Origin of the sequence: Burkholderia ambifaria AMMD, from assembly GCF_000203915.1 — a bacterium.
In the GTDB taxonomy this organism is placed as follows: Bacteria; Pseudomonadota; Gammaproteobacteria; order Burkholderiales; family Burkholderiaceae; genus Burkholderia; species Burkholderia ambifaria.
The window spans coordinates 633152-654769 of sequence record NC_008390.1 but is presented as its reverse complement, the minus strand read 5'-3'; the positions used below and the strand labels follow the sequence as shown (position 1 = coordinate 654769).

Below are 21618 nucleotides of genomic sequence, written 5' to 3'. Positions count from 1 at the left end.
CATCGCCCCGACTTGACGGCCCACCCATCGGCATCGCGCCGCACCTGCGCTACACTCGCGCTTTCCTCCTCGCATCCCGCCATCCATGATCGGTCGCATCGCCGGCATCCTGCTCGAAAAGAACCCGCCTCACCTGCTCGTCGACTGCAACGGCGTCGGCTATGAAATCGACGTGCCGATGAGCACCTTCTACAACCTGCCGCAAACGGGCGAGCGCGTCGTGCTGCTCACGCAGCAGATCGTGCGCGAGGACGCGCACCTGCTGTACGGCTTCCTGACGCCGCAGGAGCGCACGACCTTCCGCGAACTGCTGAAGATCACGGGCATCGGCGCGCGCATGGCGCTCGCGGTGCTTTCGGGCATGAGCGTGCAGGAGCTCGCGCAGGCGGTGACGATGCAGGACGCCGCGCGCCTCACGCGCCTGCCCGGCATCGGCAAGAAGACCGCCGAGCGCCTGCTGCTCGAGCTGAAGGGCAAGCTCGGCGCGGACCTCGGTGCGCTCGCCGGCGCCGCATCGCAGTCCGATCACGCGGCCGACATCCTCAACGCGCTCGTCGCGCTCGGCTATTCCGAAAAGGAAGGCCTTGCCGCGATCAAGAACGTGCCGGCCGGCACCGGCGTGTCCGAAGGCATCAAGCTCGCGCTCAAGGCACTGTCGAAGGTGTAACGGCGGCCCGGGCAGGCGCCCGAACCGGCTGTCGGAACCAGTGTCGCGCCGCCGTGCGGCGCGCGCCAGTCGGCCGTTCGGCCAGTTCGACCGCGTGGCGGTGCGCGGTACAATGGCCGCATGATTGAAACCGACAAACTCGCCGCCGAGCGGATCATCGCCGCCACGCCCACCTCGTCGCACGAGGAGGTGTTCGAACGCGCGCTGCGGCCGCGCCAGCTCGACGACTACGTCGGCCAGGAAAAGGTGCGCGGCCAGCTCGAGATCTTCATCGAGGCCGCGAAGCGCCGCTCCGAGCCGCTCGACCACGTGCTGCTGTTCGGGCCGCCGGGTCTCGGCAAGACCACCCTCGCTCACATCATCGCGCGCGAGATGGGCGTGAACCTGCGCCAGACGTCGGGCCCCGTACTCGAGCGCGCGGGTGACCTCGCCGCGCTGCTGACCAACCTCGAAGCAAACGACGTGCTGTTCATCGACGAGATCCACCGGCTGTCGCCGGTCGTCGAGGAAATCCTGTATCCGGCGCTGGAGGACTACCAGATCGACATCATGATCGGCGAAGGGCCGGCCGCGCGCAGCGTGAAGCTCGACCTGCAGCCGTTCACGCTGGTCGGCGCGACCACGCGCGCGGGGATGCTGACCAACCCGTTGCGCGATCGCTTCGGGATCGTCGCGCGTCTCGAGTTCTACGATGCCGACCAGCTGGCGCGCATCGTGCGGCGCTCGGCGTCGCTGCTGAACGCGCACATCGATCCGAGCGGCGCGCTGGAGATCGCGAAGCGCTCGCGCGGCACGCCGCGGATCGCGAACCGGCTGCTGCGCCGCGTGCGCGACTTCGCGGAAGTGAAGGCTGACGGCCAGATCACCGCGGCCGTCGCCGACGCCGCGCTCGCGATGCTCGACGTCGACCCGGTCGGCTTCGACCTGATGGACCGCAAGCTGCTCGAGGCGATCCTGCACAAGTTCGACGGCGGCCCGGTCGGCATCGACAACCTCGCGGCGGCGATCGGCGAGGAACGCGACACGATCGAGGACGTCCTCGAGCCGTACCTGATTCAGCAGGGCTTCCTGCAGCGCACGCCGCGCGGGCGCGTCGCGACGCTGCTCACGTATCGCCATTTCGGACTCTCCGCTCCCGATGCAGGCAACGCCGAACGCGGGATGTGGGACACCCCCGCCGGAAAGTAGCCGGCCGCCCGCGCCAAGCCAGCCATGACCACGCCGCCCAGCCCTCACCCCGTACCCAGCCCGCGCTGGGCCGAGCCGATCCGCAAGCGGCTCGTGGCCGGCGTCACGCACCTGACGGCAGGCGGCGGCGGTCCGTCTCTCGATCTGTCGTCGCCGCCCGGGGATCCGGGGCTGTTCGGCCCCGACGCCATCTGCTGGCGCGTGCATGCCGATTTCACGTCGATGATGACGGGCGGCATCGCCGCGCTGCTGCTGCAGGCGCTTCATCCGCTCGCGCTCGCGGGCGTCTGGGATCACTCGTCGTTTCGCACCGACATCCTCGGTCGCTTGCGGCGCACCGCCACGTTCATCACGGGCACGACGTTCGGCAGCCGCGCGGATGCACTCGCGCTGATCGAGCGCGTGAAAGCGATCCACGCGCGCATATCGGGCACCGCGCCCGACGGCCGGCCGTACCGGGCCGACGATCCGGCGTTGCTGACCTGGGTGCATGTCGCGGAAGTATCGAGCTTCCTCGCCGCGCATCTGCGCTATGTGAATCCGTCCTTGCCGGGCGAGTTGCAGGACGGCTACTACGCTGAAACGGCATTGGTCGCCGAGCTGCTCGGCGCCCGCGACGTTCCTCGTTCGCGGGTCGAGGTGGCGGCCTATCTCGCTCGCATGCAGCCCGAGCTCGCGGCCGGGCCGCGCACCTTCGAAGTGATGGACATCCTGCTGAACGTGCCGGTCGCGACGCCCGCGCTGCGGCCGGCCGCGTCGCTGATCATGCATGCGGGTATCGACCTGCTGCCGCCGTGGGCGCAACGCATGCTCGGTGTATCGACGTTCGCGCCGCTGCGACGTGCGGTGGTCCGGCCCGGGGTCCGGGCGGTCGCCCCCGTGCTGCGCTGGGCGCTCGTCAACGGCGCGTCGAAACGCGCACGCCGCCGCGCAGCCGCGCCACCGCCCGACGGCAATCCGCCCGCCTGACGATCCTTCGGATCATTTCGATTTGCTGGGAAATACGGGTGACAAGCTGACGCGCTTGCCCTAGCGCACGCTCGTACGAAGCGCCCCCGGCCCATCAGGCCAGGTCAGGCCGGGGCGATACGACCTGATCAGAGCACCTTGCGATACCCGTCGTCGTCGCTCGCGGCGTCCAGATGCGACACGTCGGCCCATTGCACGACCTGCGCGCGGCCATCGACGTAATCGACGACGTTGATGCTCGTGTTGAGCAGTTGATAGCTGCGCGGTGCCGACAACTCGAGACCGTTTGCAAAGCGGTACACGCAGTCGAGTACGCCGCCGTGCGCGACGCAAGCGATCCGGCCGCCCGGATGCGCCGCGACGATCGGCTCGAGCGCATGCAGCACACGGTGATAGAACTCCCTCTGCGACTCGCCGCCGTCGGGCGCGAAGCCTGGGTCGCGGGTCTGCCACGCGGCGTAGGCGTCCGGAAACAGCGTCTCGATCTCGGTGCTGTCATGCCCCTGGAACACGCCGTACGCGCGTTCCCGCAGCCCTTCGCGCAACTGCAGCGACAGCCCGAGCGCATCGGCAAAGGGTTGCGCGGTCTGCTGCGCGCGCATCAGGTCGCTCGAATAGATCGCGTCGATCCGCTGCCCTTCGCGCGCTTCCCGCGCGAGCCGGACGGCCAGCCGCCGCGCCTGCGCGAGCCCCGTTTCGGCCAGCGGAATGTCGATATGGCCCTGGATGCGCTTGATGCGGTTCCAGGCCGTTTCGCCATGGCGAATGAACAGAATCTGCGTGGTGGCCATCGCGGCGCGTCTCCGGGAAAGTGTCAGGGCCGCACTTGCAGCCAGAACGTCACGGGGCCGTCGTTGACGAGCGACACCTGCATGTCGGCGCCGAACTCGCCCGTCTCGACGACCGGATGGCGCTCGCGCGCGGCCGCGACGAAATAGTCGAACAGGCGCGCGCCTTCGTCGGGCGGCGCGGCCGGCGTGAAGCTCGGCCGCAGCCCGCTGTTGGTATCGGCCGCGAGCGTGAACTGCGACACGAGCAGCAGGCCGCCAGCGCCACCGGCGCCATCGATGTTCGACACCGGCAGGTTCATCTTGCCGGCCGCGTCGCTGAACACACGATAGCCGAGCAGCTTCGCGAGGAGCTTGTCGGCCGCGGCCTCGTTGTCGCCGCGCTCCGCGCAGACGAGCGCGAGCAGGCCCGCGCCGATCTCGCCCGTCGTGCGGTCGCCGACGCGCACGTCGGCACGCTTCACGCGCTGGATCAGCGCGATCATGCGCTCAGCGTGACGCGCGCGAAGCGGCGCTTGCCGACCTGGACGACGAACTCGCCGGCCTCGACCTTCAGGCCCTTGTCGGACACGGTCGCACCGTCGATCTTCACGCCGCCCTGCTCGATGTTGCGCAGCGCTTCGCTCGTCGACGGCACGAGGCCGGCCTGCTTCAGCAACTGGCCGATCGCGAGCGGCGCGCCCGCGAGCGTGACCGACGGGATGTCGTCCGGCACGCCGCCCTTCGCGCGGTGGTTGAAGTCGTCGAGCGCACGCTCGGCGTCGGCCTGCGAGTGGAAGCGCGCGACGATTTCCTGCGCGAGCAGCACCTTGAAGTCGCGCGGGTTGCGGCCGCCTTCGGCGTCGCGCTTGAAGCCGGCGATCTCGTCGAGGCTGCGGAACGACAGCAGTTCGAAGTAACGCCACATCAGCGTGTCCGAGATGCTCATCAGCTTGCCGAACATGTCGGTCGGCTTCTCGCTGATGCCGACGTAGTTGCCCTTCGACTTCGACATCTTCTCGACGCCGTCGAGGCCTTCGAGCAGCGGCATCGTCAGGATGCACTGCTGTTCCTGGCCGTACTGCTTCTGCAGTTCGCGGCCGACCAGCAGGTTGAACTTCTGGTCGGTGCCGCCGAGCTCGAGATCGGCGTTCAGCGCGACCGAGTCGTAGCCCTGCATCAGCGGGTACAGGAATTCGTGGATCGAGATCGGCACGCCGCCCTGGAAACGCTTCGTGAAGTCCTCGCGCTCGAGGATCCGCGCGACCGTGTAGCGCGACGCGAGCTTGATCATCCCGTCCGCGCCGAGCGGCATCGACCATTCGCTGTTGTAGCGGATCTCGGTCTTTTCGCGGTCGAGCACGAGCGCGGCCTGTTCGAAATAGGTCTTCGCGTTCGATTCGATCTGTTCGCGCGTGAGCGGCGGACGCGTCGCGTTGCGGCCCGACGGATCGCCGATCAGCGACGTGAAATCGCCGATCAGGAAGATCACGGTATGACCGAGGTCCTGCAGCTGACGCATCTTGTTCAGCACGACCGTATGGCCGATGTGGATGTCGGGCGCGGTCGGGTCGAGGCCGAGCTTGATGCGCAGCGGCGTGCCGGTGGCCGCGCTGCGCGCGAGCTTCTGCGCGAACTCTTCCTCGATCAGCAGTTCGTCGACGCCGCGCTTCGTGACGGCGAGCGCATGACGGACTTCGTCGGTGATCGGGAAAACAGGCTTGGAACTGGGTTCGGTGCTCATCGGTGCCGGGAAGAATGTCGCAAAGACAGGGATTTTCCCATAACTTGCGCGTGCATCGCTTAACGATGCGTCAGGTTGCGCGGATAATCGGGCGCAAGGCGCGTGGCACCGGCCCGCGCCGCTCGATCCAGGAGAACCCAACGTGCCGCAACGACATCCGCAACCTGCCCATCCGGCCGACGGCATCTACTTCGGGCTGATGTCGGGAACCAGCATGGACGGCGTCGACGGCGTCGCCGTGCGTTTCGAAACCGGCCACGCACCGGTCGTGCTCGCGGAAGCGTTCGTCGGCTTCGCGCAATCGCTGCGCGACGCGCTGTTCGCGCTGCAGCAGCCGGGTGACGACGAAATCGACCGGGAATCGCTCGCGGCGAACGCGCTGGTCGCGCGCTACGCGGTGTGCTGCCATGAATTGCAGCGCACCGCCGGGCTGTCGCGCGACGAGATTCGCGCGATCGGCGTGCACGGCCAGACGGTGCGTCATCGCCCGGAGCGCGGCTATACGCGGCAGCTCAACAACCCGGCGCTGCTCGCCGAGCTGACTCAGGTAGACGTGATCGCCGATTTCCGCAGCCGCGATGTGGCCGCCGGCGGCCACGGCGCGCCGCTCGCGCCGGCGTTCCATGCGACGGTGTTCGGCGCGCCCGGTGAGACGCGGGTCGTCTGCAATCTCGGCGGGATCAGCAACATCACGATCCTGCCCGGCGAAGGCGGCGACGTGCGCGGCTTCGACTGCGGCCCCGCGAATGCGCTGCTCGACGAATGGGCGACCCGCCATCTCGGCAAGCCGTACGACGACGGCGGCAAGTTCGCCGCGCGCGGCACCGTGCATGCGCCGCTGCTCGACGCACTGCTCGACGAGCCCTATTTTGCAGCGGCACCGCCGAAAAGCACCGGCCGCGACCTGTTCAATCCCGGGTGGCTCGACGCGAAGCTCGCCGCGTTCGTGCAGGTTGCGCCGCAGGACGTGCAGGCAACCCTCACGGCGCTCACTGCCGTGTCGGTCGCCCGCGAGGTCGCCACGCATGCATCGGGCTGCAAGGCCCTTTTCGTATGCGGCGGCGGCGCACGCAACCCGGTGCTGCTCGACGCGCTCAGGCACGCGCTGCACGAGGCCGGCGTGCTGGCCTCGGTCGATACGACCGCCGCGCTCGGCGTGCCGCCGCAACAGGTCGAGGCGCTCGCCTTCGCGTGGCTCGCGTACCGTTTCACGGGGCGCGAGCCCGGCAACCTCGCGACGGTGACCGGCGCGGCCGGCAACCGCGTGCTCGGCGCACTTTATCCGCGCTGACGCGATGCCCGCCGCGCGGCGGGCGCTGCATCGCAGACGGGAATGAAAAAAACGGGGCATGAATCCCCGTTTTTCATATCGGCGAACCGGCGCGGATCTGCCGGATGCTCAGACCGAGAACGACGAGCCGCACCCGCAGGTGGTCGTGGCGTTCGGGTTCTTGATCACGAACTGGGCGCCATTGAGGTCGTCCTTGTAGTCGATCTCGGCGCCGACCAGGTACTGGTAGCTCATCGAATCGATCAGGAGCTGGACGCCGTTCTTGTTCATCACGGTGTCGTCCTCGTTGACTTCCTCGTCGAACGTGAAGCCATACTGGAAGCCCGAGCAGCCGCCACCCTGCACGAACACGCGCAGCTTCAGGTCGGGATTGCCCTCTTCGTCGATCAGTTGCTTGACCTTGTCGGCCGCGGCGTCGGTGAAGACGAACGGTACCGGCATTTCGGCCGTCGTTGCTGCGGATTCGGTAACAGCGTTCATGCGAACTCTCCAAAAAGCTTTAGCCGCTATTGTAGGGCCGATCAGAAGATCGTGCTGATGTCCATGAAATCAATAGGTTCTTGTTGATTTCAATCGCGTGGCCCCGCGGGTGGCCGTCGCGCGGGCATAAAAAAACCGCCAGCGCGAAAGCTGGCGGTTTTTTCGGCGGACGCCGCCCGAAAGCGGCGAGGCCATGAAGCGGAATTAACGCTTCGAGAACTGCTTTGCGCGACGTGCCTTGCGCAGACCAACCTTCTTACGCTCGACTTCACGTGCATCGCGCGTGACGAAGCCTGCGGTCGACAGCGACGGCTTCAGCGTCGCATCGTAGTCGATCAGTGCACGGGTGATGCCGTGGCGCACTGCGCCTGCCTGACCCGTTTCACCGCCGCCCGTGACGTTCACCTTGATGTCGAACGTCTGGCCGTGGTTCGTGAGTTCCAGCGGTTGACGCACGATCATCAGCGACGTTTCGCGCGAGAAGTAGTCAGCGATGGGCTTGCCGTTGACGATGATGTCGCCCTTGCCAGCCTTGATGAAGACACGTGCGACAGCGCTCTTGCGGCGGCCCGTACCGTAGTTCCAGTTACCGATCATATGGGCTCCCCTTAGATCTCGAGCGCCTTCGGCTGTTGCGCCGAATGCGGATGCGTGGCTTCAGCGTAGACCTTCAGCTTCTTGATCATTGCGTAGCCGAGCGGGCCCTTCGGCAGCATGCCCTTGACCGCTTTCTCGAGCGCGCGGCCCGGGAAGCGTTCTTGCATCTTGCCGAACGTCGTTTCATAGATACCGCCCGGGTAGCCCGAGTGACGGTAGTACTTCTTGTCGAGAGTCTTGTTGCCCGTGACCTTCAACTTGCTCGCGTTGATGATGATGATGAAATCACCAGTGTCGACGTGCGGGGTGAACTCAGGCTTGTGCTTGCCGCGCAGACGGCGTGCCACTTCGCTGGCAACACGGCCGAGAACCTTATCCGTCGCGTCAATCACGTACCATTCGCGCGTCACCTCATGGGCTTTTGCGGAAAACGTCTTCATGATCGATCCAAAAAAAATGCTTTGCCCGATGTGTTCTTCCTGCTTGTCTGTGTGCGCTTCGAGGCGCGGTGCAGGCTCTCCCTGTTTCTTTTTCCGTGGGCATGAATGCGGAAAAGCCCTGAATTATAAAGGAAATACGGCAACGCGGTCAAAGGGAATCCACGTCCCGCACCGGCCGCGCCCGAAATGAGCCAGAATTCGGTCGTGCCCCGACACACCAGGCGAACCGAGCGCCCGGGGAGGCACCCATCGACGCGCGGCACCAGACCTTGCCGCGCCCGATCGGCCGACCACGGAAAAACGACCAACAAGCATGATGAAACAACGACTTACGCCTATTCTCGCGGCCGGATGGCTGGCCGCCGTCGCGCCCGCCATCGCGGCCCCGGCCGGCTGCGAAGCCAAGCTCGACGCACTCGACGCGCGCATCGCGGAGGCCCGCGGCGCCCATGCCGAAGATCGCGTGGCCCGCCTGCGCGCGGTACGCGCGCGCGTGCAGCACTTCTGCGCGCGCGGTCACAGCGATGCCTCAGGCGCCCCCGCGCCGGCGCCTGCTGCCCGTGCCGCGGAGTCGCCCCCCGACGCGGCGTCGCGGCCGGCCGCACGGCAGCCCGCGTAATCACCACCCGTAACGGATGTCGGAGCGCGCAAACTGCGCGCTGCTCATTGCATGGGACGAAAAAAAGCCCGAACGGCTGGTTCGGGCTTAATCCACCTCAGGAGGAGGGTGGAGGAGACATGCGGAGATTGTCGCACCGCGACAACCAATGAGGCTCATTATACGAATGGGGCGTCGACTTCACAAGAAAATTCGCATTAAGAAATCTGAAACCACAATGTGGGATGAACGCCATTTCGCGAGTCAAATCGGGTTTTCTCTTTAAAATCAATAGATTGGTTAGCGAGCGCACGCGCAGAAGCCCATCGAAGCTAGAGTAAAACCCCTAAAACCCTCAGGGAAATCGGTGCCCCGCACCCCACTGGCCGCCGCACGCCCCGGCCCGCCCTTTCGCGTCGTGCAGCGCATCAGCCGACCATTGCCCGGCGGGCTACAATGCCGGATCGAATCCGAATCAGGCAACGCTGGAGTGCAAGCATGGAATGCAAAGTAAGCTGGATGGGTCAGGACGGCATGGCGTTTTCCGCCCAGACCGGAAGCGGGCATCTCGTCGCGATGGACGGTGCGCCGGAAGGCGGCGGCCATAACCTCGCGCCGCGCCCGATGGAAATGGTGCTGGTCGGCACCGGCGGCTGCACCGCATACGACGTCGTGCTGATCCTGAAGAAGAGCCGCCAGGAAGTCACCGGCTGCTCGGTCACGCTGAAGGCCGAACGCGCGAGCGAAGATCCGAAGGTGTTCACGAAGGTCCACTTCCACTTCACCGTCACGGGCCGCAACCTGAACCCGGCCACGGTCGAGCGCGCGATCAACCTGTCGCACGACAAGTACTGCTCCGCGTCGATCATGATCGCGAAGACGGCCGAACTCACGCATTCGTTCGACATCGTCGCGGACTGAACGAACGGCAGCCACGCGTGAAAAAAAGGGCCGGCGCTCCTGGTGGAGCGCCGGCCCTTTCGCATTCGAACGGCAAAGCAGGCCGATAAGCCGGATTCTGTGCACGCTGCACGCCGAAGCGCGCAGCGCGTGGCAGCCATTCCTCTAGGCGCGCCATTGCTGACGCGCTCAAGCTTCCTACCCGCAGACGAGACGGGGGCCCCGTCCTGCATCCGAAAATGCGCGCCTGCCTACTTGGAATTGCTCCGGGTGGAGGTTACCGTGCCGGCGAACGTCGCCGTCGCCGCGGTGCGCTCTTACCGCACCGTTTCACCCTTACCTGATCCCGGCTTGCGCCGGGCCATCGGCGGTTTGCTTTCTGTTGCCCTGTTCCGCGTGTCGCCACGGATGGCCGTTAGCCATCACCCTGCCCTGTGGAGTCCGGACTTTCCTCGCCCCCGCCAGCCCGAAGGCGGCGAGGCCGCGACTGCCTGGCCTACTTTGCGACGCGCATTCTAGCACCGCGCGCCGCCGGCCGTCTGGCCGGCCTCACATGGCGGTGCGCCGGCCGCCCCGGTCACGCGAACTTCCAGCCGATCGCCTCGCCGGCGCGCAGCGGCACGACCGGCGTATCGCCCGCGAACACCTCGCGCGGCAATTCCCAGGTCTCGCGACGCAGCGTGACGGTTTCGGTGCTGTGCGGCAGCCCGTAGAAATCCGCGCCGAAGCGGCTCGCGAAATTTTCCAGCTTGTCGAGCGCGCCGGCCTGGTCGAACGCTTCCGCATACAGCTCGAGCGCGTGCAGCGCCGTGTAGCAGCCCGCGCAGCCGCACGCGGTTTCCTTCGCACCGCGCGCGTGCGGCGCGCTGTCGGTACCGAGGAAGAAGCGCGGGTTGCCCGACGTCGCGGCCTCGACGAGCGCGACGCGATGCGTTTCACGCTTCAGCACCGGCAGGCAGTAGTAATGCGGGCGAATCCCGCCGACGAACAGCGCGTTGCGGCTGTAAAGCATGTGCTGCGGGGTGATCGTCGCGCCGAGCAGGCCCGGCGCCGCGTCGGCGTCGCGCACGTAGTCGGCCGCGTCCTTCGTCGTGATGTGTTCGAACACGACCTTCAGGCCCGGGAAATCGCGGCGCAGCGGCGTCATCACGCGATCGATGAACACCTTCTCGCGATCGAACATGTCGACCGACGGATCGGTCACCTCGCCGTGCACGAGCAGCGGCATGCCGGTTTCCTGCATGACCTCGAGCGCCTTCGCGCACTTCGCGAGATCGCTGACGCCGTGGTCGGAGTTCGTCGTCGCGCCGGCCGGATACAGCTTCACGCCATGCACGAAGCCGCTGTCGCGCGCGCGGCGGATTTCGTCGGGCGCCGTGTTGTCGGTCAGGTACAGCGTCATCAACGGCTCGAACGACATCCCGGCCGGCAGCGCGGCCAGGATCCGCTCGCGATAGGCCTGCGCGTGCGCGGTGGTCGTGACGGGCGGCTTCAGGTTCGGCATGACGATCGCGCGGGCGAACTGGCGCGCGGTATGCGGCAGCACTGCGGCCAGCATGTCGCCGTCGCGCAGGTGCAGGTGCAGGTCGTCGGGACGGGCGAGCGTGAGCGTCGCCGGAGAGGAAGCGTTCGAGGCAGTCATAGAGGCGTCGTGAGGAACGGGCTGGCCATCTGCGGGGCCGGAACGCACGTGCGCGGACCGACTGACGGCAAACCGCAACACGAGGCCTTCGGCCGGCGGAATCCGCTTTTTACCGCTCAAGGCTCGGTGATATGCTAGAAACCACATTGTACCGGGGTTCCCCCGGTTGGTTACCCCGCTTCCGCCCCCGCCCCCAAGTAAAATGTGCCAACTCCTAGGAATGAACTGCGCCGCGCCGACGGACGTCACATTCTCCTTCACAGGTTTCGCGGCCCGGGGCGGCCTCACCGATCACCATGCCGACGGCTGGGGAATCGCGTTCTTCGAGGACAAGGCCTGTCGCCTCTTCATCGACCAGCAGGCCTCGGCCACGTCGCCGCTCGCCGAAATGGTGAAGCGCTACCCGATCAAGTCCAAGAACACGATCGCCCACATCCGCAAGGCCACGCAGGGTCACATCCTGCTCGAGAACAGCCACCCGTTCATGCGCGAGCTGTGGGGGCGGCACTGGATCTTCGCGCATAACGGCGATCTGCAGGACTACGAACCCGACCTCGACGGCAGCGTCTACCATCCGGTCGGCACGACCGACAGCGAGAAGGCGTTCTGCGTGCTGATGCAGGGGCTGCGCGAAGCGTTCCCCGGCGCGCAGCCGCCGTTGCCGGAGCTGTTCGAGCGCGTCGGTGAGCTGACGCGCGGCATTACCGATCACGGCGTGTTCAACTTTCTGATGTCGAACGGCCAGGCGCTCTTCGCGCACTGCTCGACGCGGCTGCACTACCTCGTGCGGCGCTGGCCGTTCTCGACCGCGCACCTGGTCGACGAAGACCTGTCGATCGACTTCGCGAAATACACGACGCCCGAGGATCGCGTCGCGGTGATCGCCACCCAGCCGCTGACCGACAACGAAATCTGGACGTCGTTCGAACCGGGCGAGCTGATCATGTTCCAGTGCGGCGACGTCGCCGCGCGGATGCAGATTCCGGTGCCCGAGCGCGTGCTCGAGAAGCTGCGCAACCCGGCGCTCGATGCATCGGCGTCCGCGCCGTGCGGCGGTGTGATTCGCGAAGCGCTGGCGGCCGGCGCCCCGGACGACGGCGACGACGCGATCGATTTCTGAGCCACGCGCGCACCTGCTTCCCTTGTCGCCACGCGACGGCGTGATCGCCGGTCACGTCGGCTTGGCATGACCGATTATCCGCGCCCGAATCCGGGCCGCGCACTCTCGCGGAAAATCACCCCGCTTTTCCATTCGCGCTCTGGCTTTCGTTTCATCCGAACCACATTTGCGCGTATCGAACCGGCTTCGCGCAACATTCACTTGATTTTATTAACGTTCAAGCGAAAATAATACATCCGCGAAACAAATAAATATCCGTACTCACAATTACATAATCCGGAAGCCCCATTTTATCGCGGCAATTTTCCGCGAACAGTGCGGCAGGCCACCGACGCACGGCATAAACATGCGGCCCCTTAAAATCCACCAAACCCTTACCCCACAAGGCTTTCAGTTCGACTAACCACACAACCAAAAAATACCGAATGAAATCGGCATTATCGCCACATTCGTTATTTTTTTGATAATCGACCGCCAACTCCATTAGTAGACTCGCCCCATCCCCGGTGTAACGGATCACGATTGGCGCGACATCCGCAATGCGGCAACGGCCGCCGCACGCCCATTCGAGCCATTTTCCCGCCGTGGAATGCGCTTTCACCGCACCGCGGTGGACACCACTTCAAAAAAGAGAGAGGGGCTTGTCGTGAATCACTCATTTCGATCGATATGGAGCGAAGCCGCCGGCTGCTGGGTGGCGGTCGCGGAAACGGCCCGGGCGCGCGGCAAGCGTTCGGGCGGCGAATCGGGCGCAAGCCGCCGTGCCGGCCGCATGGCGGCCCGTCGCTCGCCGCTGCGTGTCGCCGCGCTCGGCGCCGCGCTGGCCGCGCTGTCGGCCGGCTCCGCGTACGCCTCGACGTGCGGCGACGGCTCCGCGGTCGCGAGCGGCGGCACCTGCGCGCTCGGCAGCTACAGCCCGACCGTGAATGACAACCTGGCCGGCGCCACGACCGTGTCGGGCGGCGACACGGTCGGCGTGACGGGTGCATGGACGAGCGCCGGCGGCGACCCCGGCTATACGCTCACGCCGATCGGCAATACGTCGATCGTGTCGGGCAACCCGAACCAGCCGCTGCTGTCGCTCGGCGGCAAGACGCAGAGCGTCAGCACGCCCGACTCGATCACGGGTACCCATACGTCGATCGCCACCTACGACTCGTCCGCGTTCGCCGCGTCGACGGCCGGCGCGACCAACGTGCCCGTCTACCAGGACGTGAACGGCAACCAGTACGTGAACCTTCGACTCGGCACCGTCGACAACACCGGCGGCACGCTGAACGTGTCGATCGGCAATCCGGCGAACGCGCCCGACGCGGCCGGCAACGCGATCTCGATCGCGCCGAAGCAGACCGACCTGACCTTCGCGGACGGCACCGGCTCGGCAAAAAGCGTCGTCAACTGGAATTCGCGCAACCAGATCTGGCTCGGCACCGGCGACTATCTCGCGAGCGGCGGCGCCGTCGGCCAGGTCCAGCTCGACGTGCCGACCTATGCGGGCACCTTCACCGCGTTCGACGGCAGCACGTGGACCGTGAGCGACGCCGCGTCGCTCGCCGCGTACAACGATTTCCTCGCGCGCGCCGTGCGCAGCGGCGCGCTCGGCACGCAAGCCGCGTACGACACCGCGTTCGGCCAGGCCGTCACCTTCACGCAGGAAACCTTCCAGTACGCGAACAACGTGTCGGCCGGCGACAAGAACACGCTGCCGATCGACCATCTGTCGGTGATGCACGGCACGGGCGCGAACGCGACGCTGCAGATCGGCAAGGACGGCCAGATCGACTTCCGCGGCACCAACACGATCGAATCGAGTTCGGCCGTCCTCGCGGAAAACGGCGCGCACTTCGTCAACGACGGCCGCCTGTCCGGCGACTTCACGCTGGTGCGCCTGCTCAGCGGCGCGAGCGGCGTCAACAACGGCGTGATCTCGGCCGGCTACGCGTCCGGCGACAACGTCGACACGAGCAGCAGCACGCCGCCCGACAACTTCGGGTTCCACGCGTACACCGAGGGCAACGGCGTGTATGCAAGCGGCACGGGCACGACGTTCGTGAACAACGGCGTGATGAACGTCGGCGCCTGGACGCTCGACGGCAACCGCCCCGACCTGCAGAACTACGCGGTGGCCGTGACGGGCGGCGCGAACGCGTCGAACGCCGGCACGATCAACGTGGGTGTCAACGCGACGACGCTCGACAGCCAGGTGATCGGCGGCTTCGCGGCCGGCGGCACCTTCACGAACGACGCCGGCGGCACGATCCAGCTCGGCCGTGCGGCCCAGTACGCACCGGGGGCAGCGGCGAACGACGTCGCGCTGTCCGCGCGCGCGTACGGGATCCTGCTCGGCGCGTCGGGCACGGCCAGCAACCTCGGCTCGATCGTGATCGGCTCGCAGACGCAGAACGGCGCGGGGATGGCGAGCGTCGGCTCGTCGTCCGGCACGCTGCGCAACGCAGGCTCGATCGTCGTGAACGGCGCGGCGCCCGGCACGCCGCTCGCGAACGTCGGCATGCTCGCGGCCAACACGGCCGCGACCGTGACCAACACGGGCACGATCACGCTGAACGGCGTGAACGGGATCGGCATCATGGTGGTCGGCACCTCGACGGCCACGGCCGCGACGTCGACCGGCACGATCAACGTGGCCGGCTGGCTCGATCCGGCATCGGACACGCGCAACTACGGCGTGTGGGCAGAAGGATCGCGCGCGCAGGCCACGGTCGACGGCGCGCTCAACCTGACGGGCAACGGCGCGATCGGCGTCCATGCGCGCTCGGGCGCGACCATCGACGTCGGCGCGAACGCGGTGCCCCGCTTCATGTCGGGCACGAACCAGATCGGCTTCTATGCGTATGGCGCGGGCGCGAGGATCAACGTCGCCGCGCAGCACCTGAGCGTCGATACCGACGATTCGACGCTGTTCCGGATCGCGGGCGGCGCGGCCTATACGGGCGCGTCGGCCGCCGGCACGCTGACGACGGACGTGACCGGCCAGCGTGCGCGCGGCGTGCTCGCGACCGGCGCCGGCACGACGCTGTCGACCGGCAACGCCACCTACAACGTCAACGGCGCGAACGGCATCGCGGTGGCGGTCGAAGGTGGCGCGCAGGGCTCGATCGACGCCGCCGCAACGATCAATCTGAACGCGGCCGGCGCGATCGCCGGTGTCGTCGACGGCCAGGCGCACGACCTCGCCGGCGCGAATGCCGGCGCGCCGGTCACGACGACGCTGGCCAACGCTGCCGCGGTCGCCTCGTCGAGCGCGGGCGTGACGGGTTTCGTCGCCCGTAACCTCGGCACGCTCGAGAACCGCGGCTCGGTGCTGCTGACCGGCGCCGGCTCGACGGGCGTCGTGATCGGCGCGCTCGGCACGGTGAACAACGCATCGGCGATCCGCGTGTCGAACGGCACCGGCGCGCTCGTGCAGGGCGCGTCGGCGACGCTCGCCAACTCGGGCACGATCGAGGCCGACGACGGCGTCGCGGGCGTGCACCTGACCGGCGCGGGCGCGTCGGTCGCGCTGTCCGGCGCGGGCACGGTCATCGCCAACGGCAGCGCCGACGGCGTGCGGGTCGATGCGAGCGTCGCGGACGGCGGGATCGCGGCCGGCCCGACGTCGATCGCGGTGGGCGGCGCCGGCAAGGGCATCGACAACCTCGGCACGAACACGACGATCGCGCTGTCGGGCACCCAGATCGGCACGACCGGCAACGGCGCCGACGGGCTCTCGTCGACGGGCGCCGGCGCGCGCATCGCGACCGATGCGGCGACCGTCGTGCGCACCGCCGGCGACAACGCACGCGGCCTCGTCGTGGCGGGCGCGGATTCGACGCTCGCGGCCAACGGCACGACGGTCGCGACGACGGGCGCCGGCGCGCACGCGATCGTCGCGGGCAGCGGCGCGAGCGCGTGGCTGTCGGGCGCGAAGGTTTCCACGGCGGGTGCGGCGGCCGACGGCCTCGTCGCGCAGAACGGCGGCCGCATCGGCGACACGGGGTCGTCGATCGCGAGCGCGGCCGGCAGCGGCGCGAACGTCGACAGCGGCGGCGTGCTCGCACTGACCGGCACGACGCTCAAGGGCGCGACCGCCGGCGTGCTGAGCACCGACACGCTCGCGACCGGCGCGACGAGCGCGGTGCTGGTCGACGGCGGCAGCGTCGCGTCCGTCGCCGGGCCGGCATTCGCCGCACGCGGCGGTACGGTCGACATCGCGGTGCGCAACGGCACCGTCGTGACGGCCGGCAACGGCACGCTGCTGGACCTCGCGAACGGCAGCACGGCGACCTTCAACGCATCGGCGGTCAACCTGAGCGGCGACATCGTGTCGGACGCGTCTAGCAACGGCAACGTGTTCCTGGCGAACGGCACGACGCTGACCGGCAAGATCGACCCGGTCGCGCTGACCGTCGACGGCACGAGCACGTGGCGCATGACCGGCAGCTCCGTGCTGAGCAGCCTGAACAATGCGGGCCTCGTTGCATTCGCCGCACCGTCCGGCGCGCCGACGGCGGCAGGCAGCTACCGGACGCTGACCACCGGCAGCTACGTCGGCTACGGCGGCACGATCGCGCTGAACACCTACCTCGGCGCGGATGCGTCGCCGACCGACCGGCTGATCGTGAACGGCGGCACCGCGAGCGGCACGACGGGGCTGAAGATCGCGAACACGGCCGGCACCGGCGCGCAGACGACCGGCGACGGAATTCCGGTGGTCGTCACGGCCAACGGCGGCACGACCGCCGCGTCGGCGTTCCATCTCGCGGGGCCGGTGCAGGCCGGCGCATACGAATACCGGCTCTATCGCGGCGGACAGAGCGACGCGAACGGCTGGTACCTGCGCTCGCAACTCGACCCGACGGATCCTGACGATGCGATTCATCCGTCCGGCAACGGGAACGGGAACGCCAATGGCAACGGCAACGGCGGCAATCTCGCGTATCGCCCGGGCGTCGCGGGCTATGCGATGACGCCGCTGCTGAACGCCGACTACGGTTTCTCGACGCTCGGCAAGCTGCACGAACGCGTCGGCGACATCTACAACCTCGAGAAGCAGGCGCCGGGCAACCGCGACGGCGTGTGGGGCCGCATCGGCGGACAGAGCCTCGACGCGAACGCGGGCCGCTTCGCGGCCGACGAGCGCACGTTCTTCGCGCAGTTCGGCAAGGACTGGACGCTCGAGCAGGCTGCGGCCGGCGGAAGCACGCACGCGGGCGTGACGGCGAGCATCGGCGTCGCGAACGCGAGCTTCGACGACATCGCGCGTGCCGATACGCCGGGCCTGTCGACGTCGACGGGCTCGGTCGAGATGCACGCGCAGAGCGTCGGCGGCTACTGGACGCGCTACTTGGCCGATGGCACCTACTTCGACAGCGTCGGCCAGGTCACGCACTACGGCAACCGCTATCGCGACAGCTACGGCAACGACGCATCGCAGAACGGCTTCGGCATCGCGCTGTCGCAGGAAGTCGGCAAGCCGTTCGGGATCGGCGGCACGCCGATCGCGGTCGAGCCGCAGGCGCAGCTGATGTACCAGTACCTGAAACTGAACGGGTTCAACGACAACGTGTCGGCCGTATCGGGCACGACGACGAACGCGTTGCGCGGGCGCGTCGGCGTGCGGATCTTCCGGCCGAACCTCGATGCGAACGCGGGCGGCGGCGCCGCGACGCCGTACTTCACGGCCGACGTGCTGCACGACTTCCTGTCGCCGGGCCAGACGGTGGTCGGCGGCACGCCGTTCGCGACGCACCTGGGCCGCACGTGGTACGAGCTGGGCCTGGGCGTGACCGCGGGCTTCGGCAAGTCGGGCGAGCTGTACGCGAACGTGAAATATGCGCGCAACCTCGGTGGCGATTACCGGCGCGGCGTCACCGGGCAGGTCGGTTACCGCTACAGCTGGTAACGCGCGACGCGGGCCCGTCCGTCGGTCCGCAGCCGACGAAAAAAAACCGCCCGGCGTTCGGCCGGGCGGTTTTCCGCATTCGCGCACACGAAGCGCGCGATGCACGAACGCTCAGTGCAGGATTTTCGCGAGGAAGTCCTTCGCGCGATCCGACCGCGGATTCGAGAAGAAATCGTCCTTGCGGTCGTCCTCGACGATTGCGCCCTTGTCCATGAAGATCACGCGATGGGCGACCTTCTTCGCGAAGCCCATTTCGTGCGTGACGACCATCATCGTCATCCCTTCCTGCGCGAGCTCGACCATCACGTCGAGCACTTCGTTGATCATCTCCGGATCGAGCGCGGACGTCGGTTCGTCGAACAGCATCGCGATCGGGTCCATCGACAGCGCACGCGCGATCGCGACCCGCTGCTGCTGGCCGCCCGACAGTTGCCCCGGAAACTTGTGCGCATGCGCCTTCAGGCCGACGCGATCGAGCAGCTTCATGCCCTTGTCGTTCGCTTCGTCCTTGCCGCGGCCGAGCACCTTGATCTGCGCGAGCGTCAGGTTCTCGGTGATCGACAGGTGCGGGAACAGCTCGAAATGCTGGAACACCATCCCGACCTTCGAGCGCAGCTTCGACAGGTTCGTCTTGCGGTCGCCGACCGACTGGCCGTTCACGAGAATCTCGCCCTGCTGAAACGGCTCGAGGCCGTTGACGGTCTTGATCAGCGTCGACTTGCCCGAGCCCGACGGACCGCACACGACGACCACTTCGCCCTTGTTCACCTCGGTCGTGCAATCGGTGAGGACCTGAAACTGGCCGTACCACTTCGAAACGTTCTTGATGGAAATCATCTTGTGACCTTTTTCTGGAGACCTTTGACGAGGGCAGACGCCACCGAGCAAATCACGAAATAGCATGCACCCGCGAACAGGACCATCTCGACGGTCGTACCGTCGCGATCGCCGACGTTGGCGGCCGTGCGGAAGAAGTCCGCGAGGCTGATCACGTACACGAGCGACGTATCCTGGAACAGGACGATCGCCTGCGTGAGCAGCAGCGGCACCATCGCGCGGAACGCCTGCGGCAGGATCACGAGGCGCATCGCGTGCGCGTAGTTCATGCCGAGCGCGAACGCGGCGTTCATCTGCCCGCGCGGCACCGCCTGGATGCCGGCACGGATGATCTCGGAATAATACGCGGCTTCGAACAGCGAGAACGCGACCATCGCCGACGCAAGCCGGATGTCGATCGTCGGCGACAGCCCCAGCACGCCCTGCAGCACCTGCGGCACGATCAGGAAGAACCACAGCAGCACCATCACGAGTGGGATCGAGCGGAACACCGTCACGTACGCTTTCGCGAACCACGCGAGCGGCTTCACGCCGGACAGCCGCATCAGCGCCAGCAGCGTGCCCCAGACGATGCCGACGACGATCGCGATCAGCGTGATCTTGAACGTGACGATCGCGCCGGACCACAGCGTCGGCATCGCGCCGGGAATACTACTCCAGTCGAACTGATGCATCACTTGCCTCCGATGTAGCCGGGCAGCCGCGTGCGGCCTTCGATCCAGCGCATGAACGACATCACGACGAGGTTGATGACCACGTACGCGAGCGTCACCGCGATGAACGACTCGTAGGTCTGCGCGGTGTAGTCGACGAGCTGGCGCGCCTGCGCGGACAGGTCGAGCAGGCCGATCGTCGACGCGACGGCGGAGTTCTTGAAGATGTTCAGGAACTCGGACGTGAGCGGCGGCACGATGATCCGGTACGCAACCGGCAGCAGCACGTAGCGGTACGTCTGCCATTGCGTGAAGCCCATCGCGAGGCCGGCCGCGCGCTGGCCCGTCGGCAGTGCGTTGATGCCCGAGCGCACCTGTTCGCACACGCGCGCACCGGTAAACAGGCCGAGACAGACGATCGACGCGGTGAAGAACTGCGTGGTCGGCGGCAGTTGCTTGATCCAGGTGCCCACCGACGCGGGCAGCAGCTCGGGCACGACGAGGTACCAGATGAAGAACTGCACGATCAGCGGGACGTTCCGGAAGATCGACACATAGATTGTGCCGATCGCGGACAGCCATTTGTTCGGCACCGTGCGCAGCACGCCGAACAGCGAACCGACGATCAGCGCGATGACCCAGGCGACGAGCGACACTTCGATCGTCACCCAGAAGCCCGACATCAGCCATCCGAAATAAGTCGTCGGCTCGCCGGTCGAGACGGGGCTCAGGAAGATGCCCCAGTTCCAGTGGTAAGACATAGGCAAGACTCCAGCAAAAAGAAACGGAAGAAGCATGGCCTCTTCCGTTTCAGTAGCGTCATTACTGCGTCAACGTCCGTGTGGTCAGTCGAGCGCCTTGTCGTTCGGGTTCGCGTACAGCTTCTTCATCGAATCGGACAGCGGGAAGTTCAGGTTCAGCCCCTTCGGCGGAATCGGGCTCTCGAACCACTTCGCGTAGATCTTCGCGGCTTCGCCCGACTTCTCGACTTGCGAGATCGCGTCGTCGACCACCTTCTTGAAGTCGGTATCGCCCTTGCGCATCATGCAGCCGTAAGCCTCTTCCGACTGCGGCGTGCCGACGATCACCCACTCGCCCGGCTGCTTGGCCTTCGCGCGCTCGCCCGCGAGCAGCGCGTCGTCCATCATGAACGCGACCGCGCGGCCCGACTCGAGCGTGTTGAACGAGTCGCCGTGATCCTTCGCGCTGATGATGTTCATGCCGAGCTGCTTGTCGTTGTTCATCTTGCGCAGCAGGCGCTCGGACGTCGTGCCGGCGGTGGTCACGACCGTCTTGCCCTTCAGGTCGGCGAAGTCCTTCACGCCCGAATCCTTCTTCGTCATCAGGCGCGTGCCGATCACGAAGATCGTGTCGGAGAACGCGGCTTGCTGCTGACGCTCGGTGTTGTTGGTCGTCGAGCCGCACTCGATGTCGACCGTGCCGTTCTGCACGAGCGGGATGCGGTTCTGCGACGTGACCGGGATGTTCTTGACCTGCAGGTTCGGCAGGTTCAGCTTCTTCTTCACCGCGTCCACGACCTTCATCTGGAATTCGCGCGAATAGCCGACGACCTGCTGGTTCTGGTCATAGTAGGAGAACGGGATCGACGATTCGCGGTGCCCCAGCGCGATCACGCCCGTGTCCTTGATCTTCTTCAGCGTGCCGGTCTCCTGTGCATGCGCGCCGCTCGCGAACGCGCACAGCGCCGCGACCATCAGGACTGCCTTGTGGTATTTCATTTTGGTCATCTCCTTTGCTAAAACCCGCGCCAGTGTATCAAAGTAATATTTTTGAAAGAACTGGTTGTTTACCGCACTACGAAT

The 21618-nt window shown here is 66.8% G+C and carries 20 protein-coding genes and 1 other RNA gene; 8 read left to right on the top strand and 13 right to left on the bottom strand.

From position 1 onward, the window contains the following. Window positions 1–85 precede the first annotated feature (85 nt). From ruvA to BAMB_RS02965, 3 genes are all read left to right on the top strand, one after another. Window positions 86–667 carry a Holliday junction branch migration protein RuvA gene (gene ruvA, locus BAMB_RS02975; protein WP_011655984.1) on the top strand — a complete coding sequence of 194 codons (582 nt, stop codon included), beginning with the start codon at window positions 86–88 and terminating at the stop codon, window positions 665–667. Window positions 668–787: 120 nt separating this feature from the next. Continuing rightward, window positions 788–1855 carry a Holliday junction branch migration DNA helicase RuvB gene (gene ruvB, locus BAMB_RS02970; RefSeq protein WP_011655983.1) on the top strand — a complete coding sequence of 356 codons (1068 nt, stop codon included), beginning with the start codon at window positions 788–790 and terminating at the stop codon, window positions 1853–1855. A gap of 24 nt (window positions 1856–1879) precedes the next feature. Next, on the top strand, window positions 1880–2824 hold the full coding sequence (locus BAMB_RS02965; RefSeq protein ID WP_011655982.1) for an oxygenase MpaB family protein: 945 nt from the start codon (window positions 1880–1882) through the stop codon (window positions 2822–2824). Window positions 2825–2952: 128 nt separating this feature from the next. Here the strand turns inward: BAMB_RS02965 and BAMB_RS02960 are convergent, their stop codons facing one another. The 3 genes from BAMB_RS02960 to tyrS are packed head-to-tail and all read right to left on the bottom strand — an operon-like array spanning window position 2953 to window position 5335. Then, window positions 2953–3615, bottom strand: a complete 663-nt coding sequence (locus BAMB_RS02960) for a histidine phosphatase family protein (RefSeq protein ID WP_011655981.1) — start codon at window positions 3613–3615, stop codon at window positions 2953–2955. 23 nt (window positions 3616–3638) lie between these two features. Further along, window positions 3639–4097, bottom strand: coding sequence for a D-aminoacyl-tRNA deacylase (gene dtd / locus BAMB_RS02955; protein WP_011655980.1), 459 nt, complete (start codon window positions 4095–4097; stop codon window positions 3639–3641). Further along, complete coding sequence (gene tyrS / locus BAMB_RS02950; protein WP_006751890.1) at window positions 4094–5335, bottom strand: tyrosine--tRNA ligase; 1242 nt, start codon at window positions 5333–5335, stop codon at window positions 4094–4096. Before tyrS ends, dtd begins: the two co-directional genes overlap by 4 nt. 142 nt (window positions 5336–5477) lie before the next feature. On the opposite strand from tyrS, the gene BAMB_RS02945 reads away from it, so the two are divergent. Further along, window positions 5478–6626 carry an anhydro-N-acetylmuramic acid kinase gene (locus tag BAMB_RS02945; RefSeq protein WP_011655979.1) on the top strand — a complete coding sequence of 383 codons (1149 nt, stop codon included), beginning with the start codon at window positions 5478–5480 and terminating at the stop codon, window positions 6624–6626. Between the two features lie 108 nt (window positions 6627–6734). Here the strand turns inward: BAMB_RS02945 and erpA are convergent, their stop codons facing one another. From erpA to rplM, 3 genes are all read right to left on the bottom strand, one after another. Further along, complete coding sequence (erpA, locus tag BAMB_RS02940) at window positions 6735–7106, bottom strand: iron-sulfur cluster insertion protein ErpA (RefSeq protein WP_006751888.1); 372 nt, start codon at window positions 7104–7106, stop codon at window positions 6735–6737. Window positions 7107–7310: 204 nt separating this feature from the next. After that, window positions 7311–7703 carry a 30S ribosomal protein S9 gene (gene rpsI / locus BAMB_RS02935; protein WP_006751887.1) on the bottom strand — a complete coding sequence of 131 codons (393 nt, stop codon included), beginning with the start codon at window positions 7701–7703 and terminating at the stop codon, window positions 7311–7313. A gap of 11 nt (window positions 7704–7714) precedes the next feature. Further along, window positions 7715–8143 carry a 50S ribosomal protein L13 gene (gene rplM / locus BAMB_RS02930; protein WP_009687896.1) on the bottom strand — a complete coding sequence of 143 codons (429 nt, stop codon included), beginning with the start codon at window positions 8141–8143 and terminating at the stop codon, window positions 7715–7717. A 313-nt stretch (window positions 8144–8456) separates the two neighbouring features. On the opposite strand from rplM, the gene BAMB_RS02925 reads away from it, so the two are divergent. Next, complete coding sequence (locus BAMB_RS02925; protein ID WP_011655978.1) at window positions 8457–8762, top strand: hypothetical protein; 306 nt, start codon at window positions 8457–8459, stop codon at window positions 8760–8762. 435 nt (window positions 8763–9197) lie between these two features. Next, the gene (locus BAMB_RS02920; RefSeq protein WP_072465471.1) at window positions 9198–9662 is read left to right on the top strand and encodes an OsmC family protein; all 465 of its coding nucleotides are present in this window, start codon (window positions 9198–9200) and stop codon (window positions 9660–9662) included. A 70-nt stretch (window positions 9663–9732) separates the two neighbouring features. On the opposite strand, the gene rnpB is transcribed toward BAMB_RS02920, so the two are convergent. After that, window positions 9733–10144, bottom strand: an RNA gene (gene rnpB, locus BAMB_RS33060) — RNase P RNA component class A. Between the two features lie 74 nt (window positions 10145–10218). After that, window positions 10219–11283, bottom strand: coding sequence for a dihydroorotase (gene pyrC, locus BAMB_RS02915; RefSeq protein ID WP_011655977.1), 1065 nt, complete (start codon window positions 11281–11283; stop codon window positions 10219–10221). A 202-nt stretch (window positions 11284–11485) separates the two neighbouring features. On the opposite strand from pyrC, the gene BAMB_RS02910 reads away from it, so the two are divergent. Next, on the top strand, window positions 11486–12403 hold the full coding sequence (locus BAMB_RS02910; RefSeq protein ID WP_011655976.1) for a class II glutamine amidotransferase: 918 nt from the start codon (window positions 11486–11488) through the stop codon (window positions 12401–12403). A gap of 217 nt (window positions 12404–12620) precedes the next feature. Here the strand turns inward: BAMB_RS02910 and BAMB_RS35130 are convergent, their stop codons facing one another. Next, complete coding sequence (locus tag BAMB_RS35130; RefSeq protein ID WP_127456370.1) at window positions 12621–13004, bottom strand: hypothetical protein; 384 nt, start codon at window positions 13002–13004, stop codon at window positions 12621–12623. 45 nt (window positions 13005–13049) lie between these two features. On the opposite strand from BAMB_RS35130, the gene BAMB_RS02905 reads away from it, so the two are divergent. Continuing rightward, window positions 13050–18305: an autotransporter outer membrane beta-barrel domain-containing protein gene (locus BAMB_RS02905; protein WP_041491088.1), complete on the top strand. Its 5256-nt coding sequence runs from the start codon at window positions 13050–13052 to the stop codon at window positions 18303–18305. A gap of 111 nt (window positions 18306–18416) precedes the next feature. Here the strand turns inward: BAMB_RS02905 and BAMB_RS02900 are convergent, their stop codons facing one another. The 4 genes from BAMB_RS02900 to BAMB_RS02885 form a co-directional block, all read right to left on the bottom strand. Next, window positions 18417–19142, bottom strand: a complete 726-nt coding sequence (locus tag BAMB_RS02900; protein WP_011655974.1) for an amino acid ABC transporter ATP-binding protein — start codon at window positions 19140–19142, stop codon at window positions 18417–18419. Beyond that, on the bottom strand, window positions 19139–19816 hold the full coding sequence (gltK, locus tag BAMB_RS02895; protein WP_011655973.1) for a glutamate/aspartate ABC transporter permease GltK: 678 nt from the start codon (window positions 19814–19816) through the stop codon (window positions 19139–19141). Before gltK ends, BAMB_RS02900 begins: the two co-directional genes overlap by 4 nt. Continuing rightward, window positions 19816–20556 (bottom strand): amino acid ABC transporter permease, encoded by a 741-nt coding sequence (locus BAMB_RS02890; RefSeq protein ID WP_011655972.1) that lies wholly within the window; start codon window positions 20554–20556, stop codon window positions 19816–19818. The genes gltK and BAMB_RS02890 overlap by 1 nt, the downstream gene beginning before the upstream one ends. Window positions 20557–20640: 84 nt before the next feature. After that, on the bottom strand, window positions 20641–21534 hold the full coding sequence (locus tag BAMB_RS02885) for a glutamate/aspartate ABC transporter substrate-binding protein (RefSeq protein WP_011655971.1): 894 nt from the start codon (window positions 21532–21534) through the stop codon (window positions 20641–20643). Window positions 21535–21618: the final 84 nt, after the last annotated feature.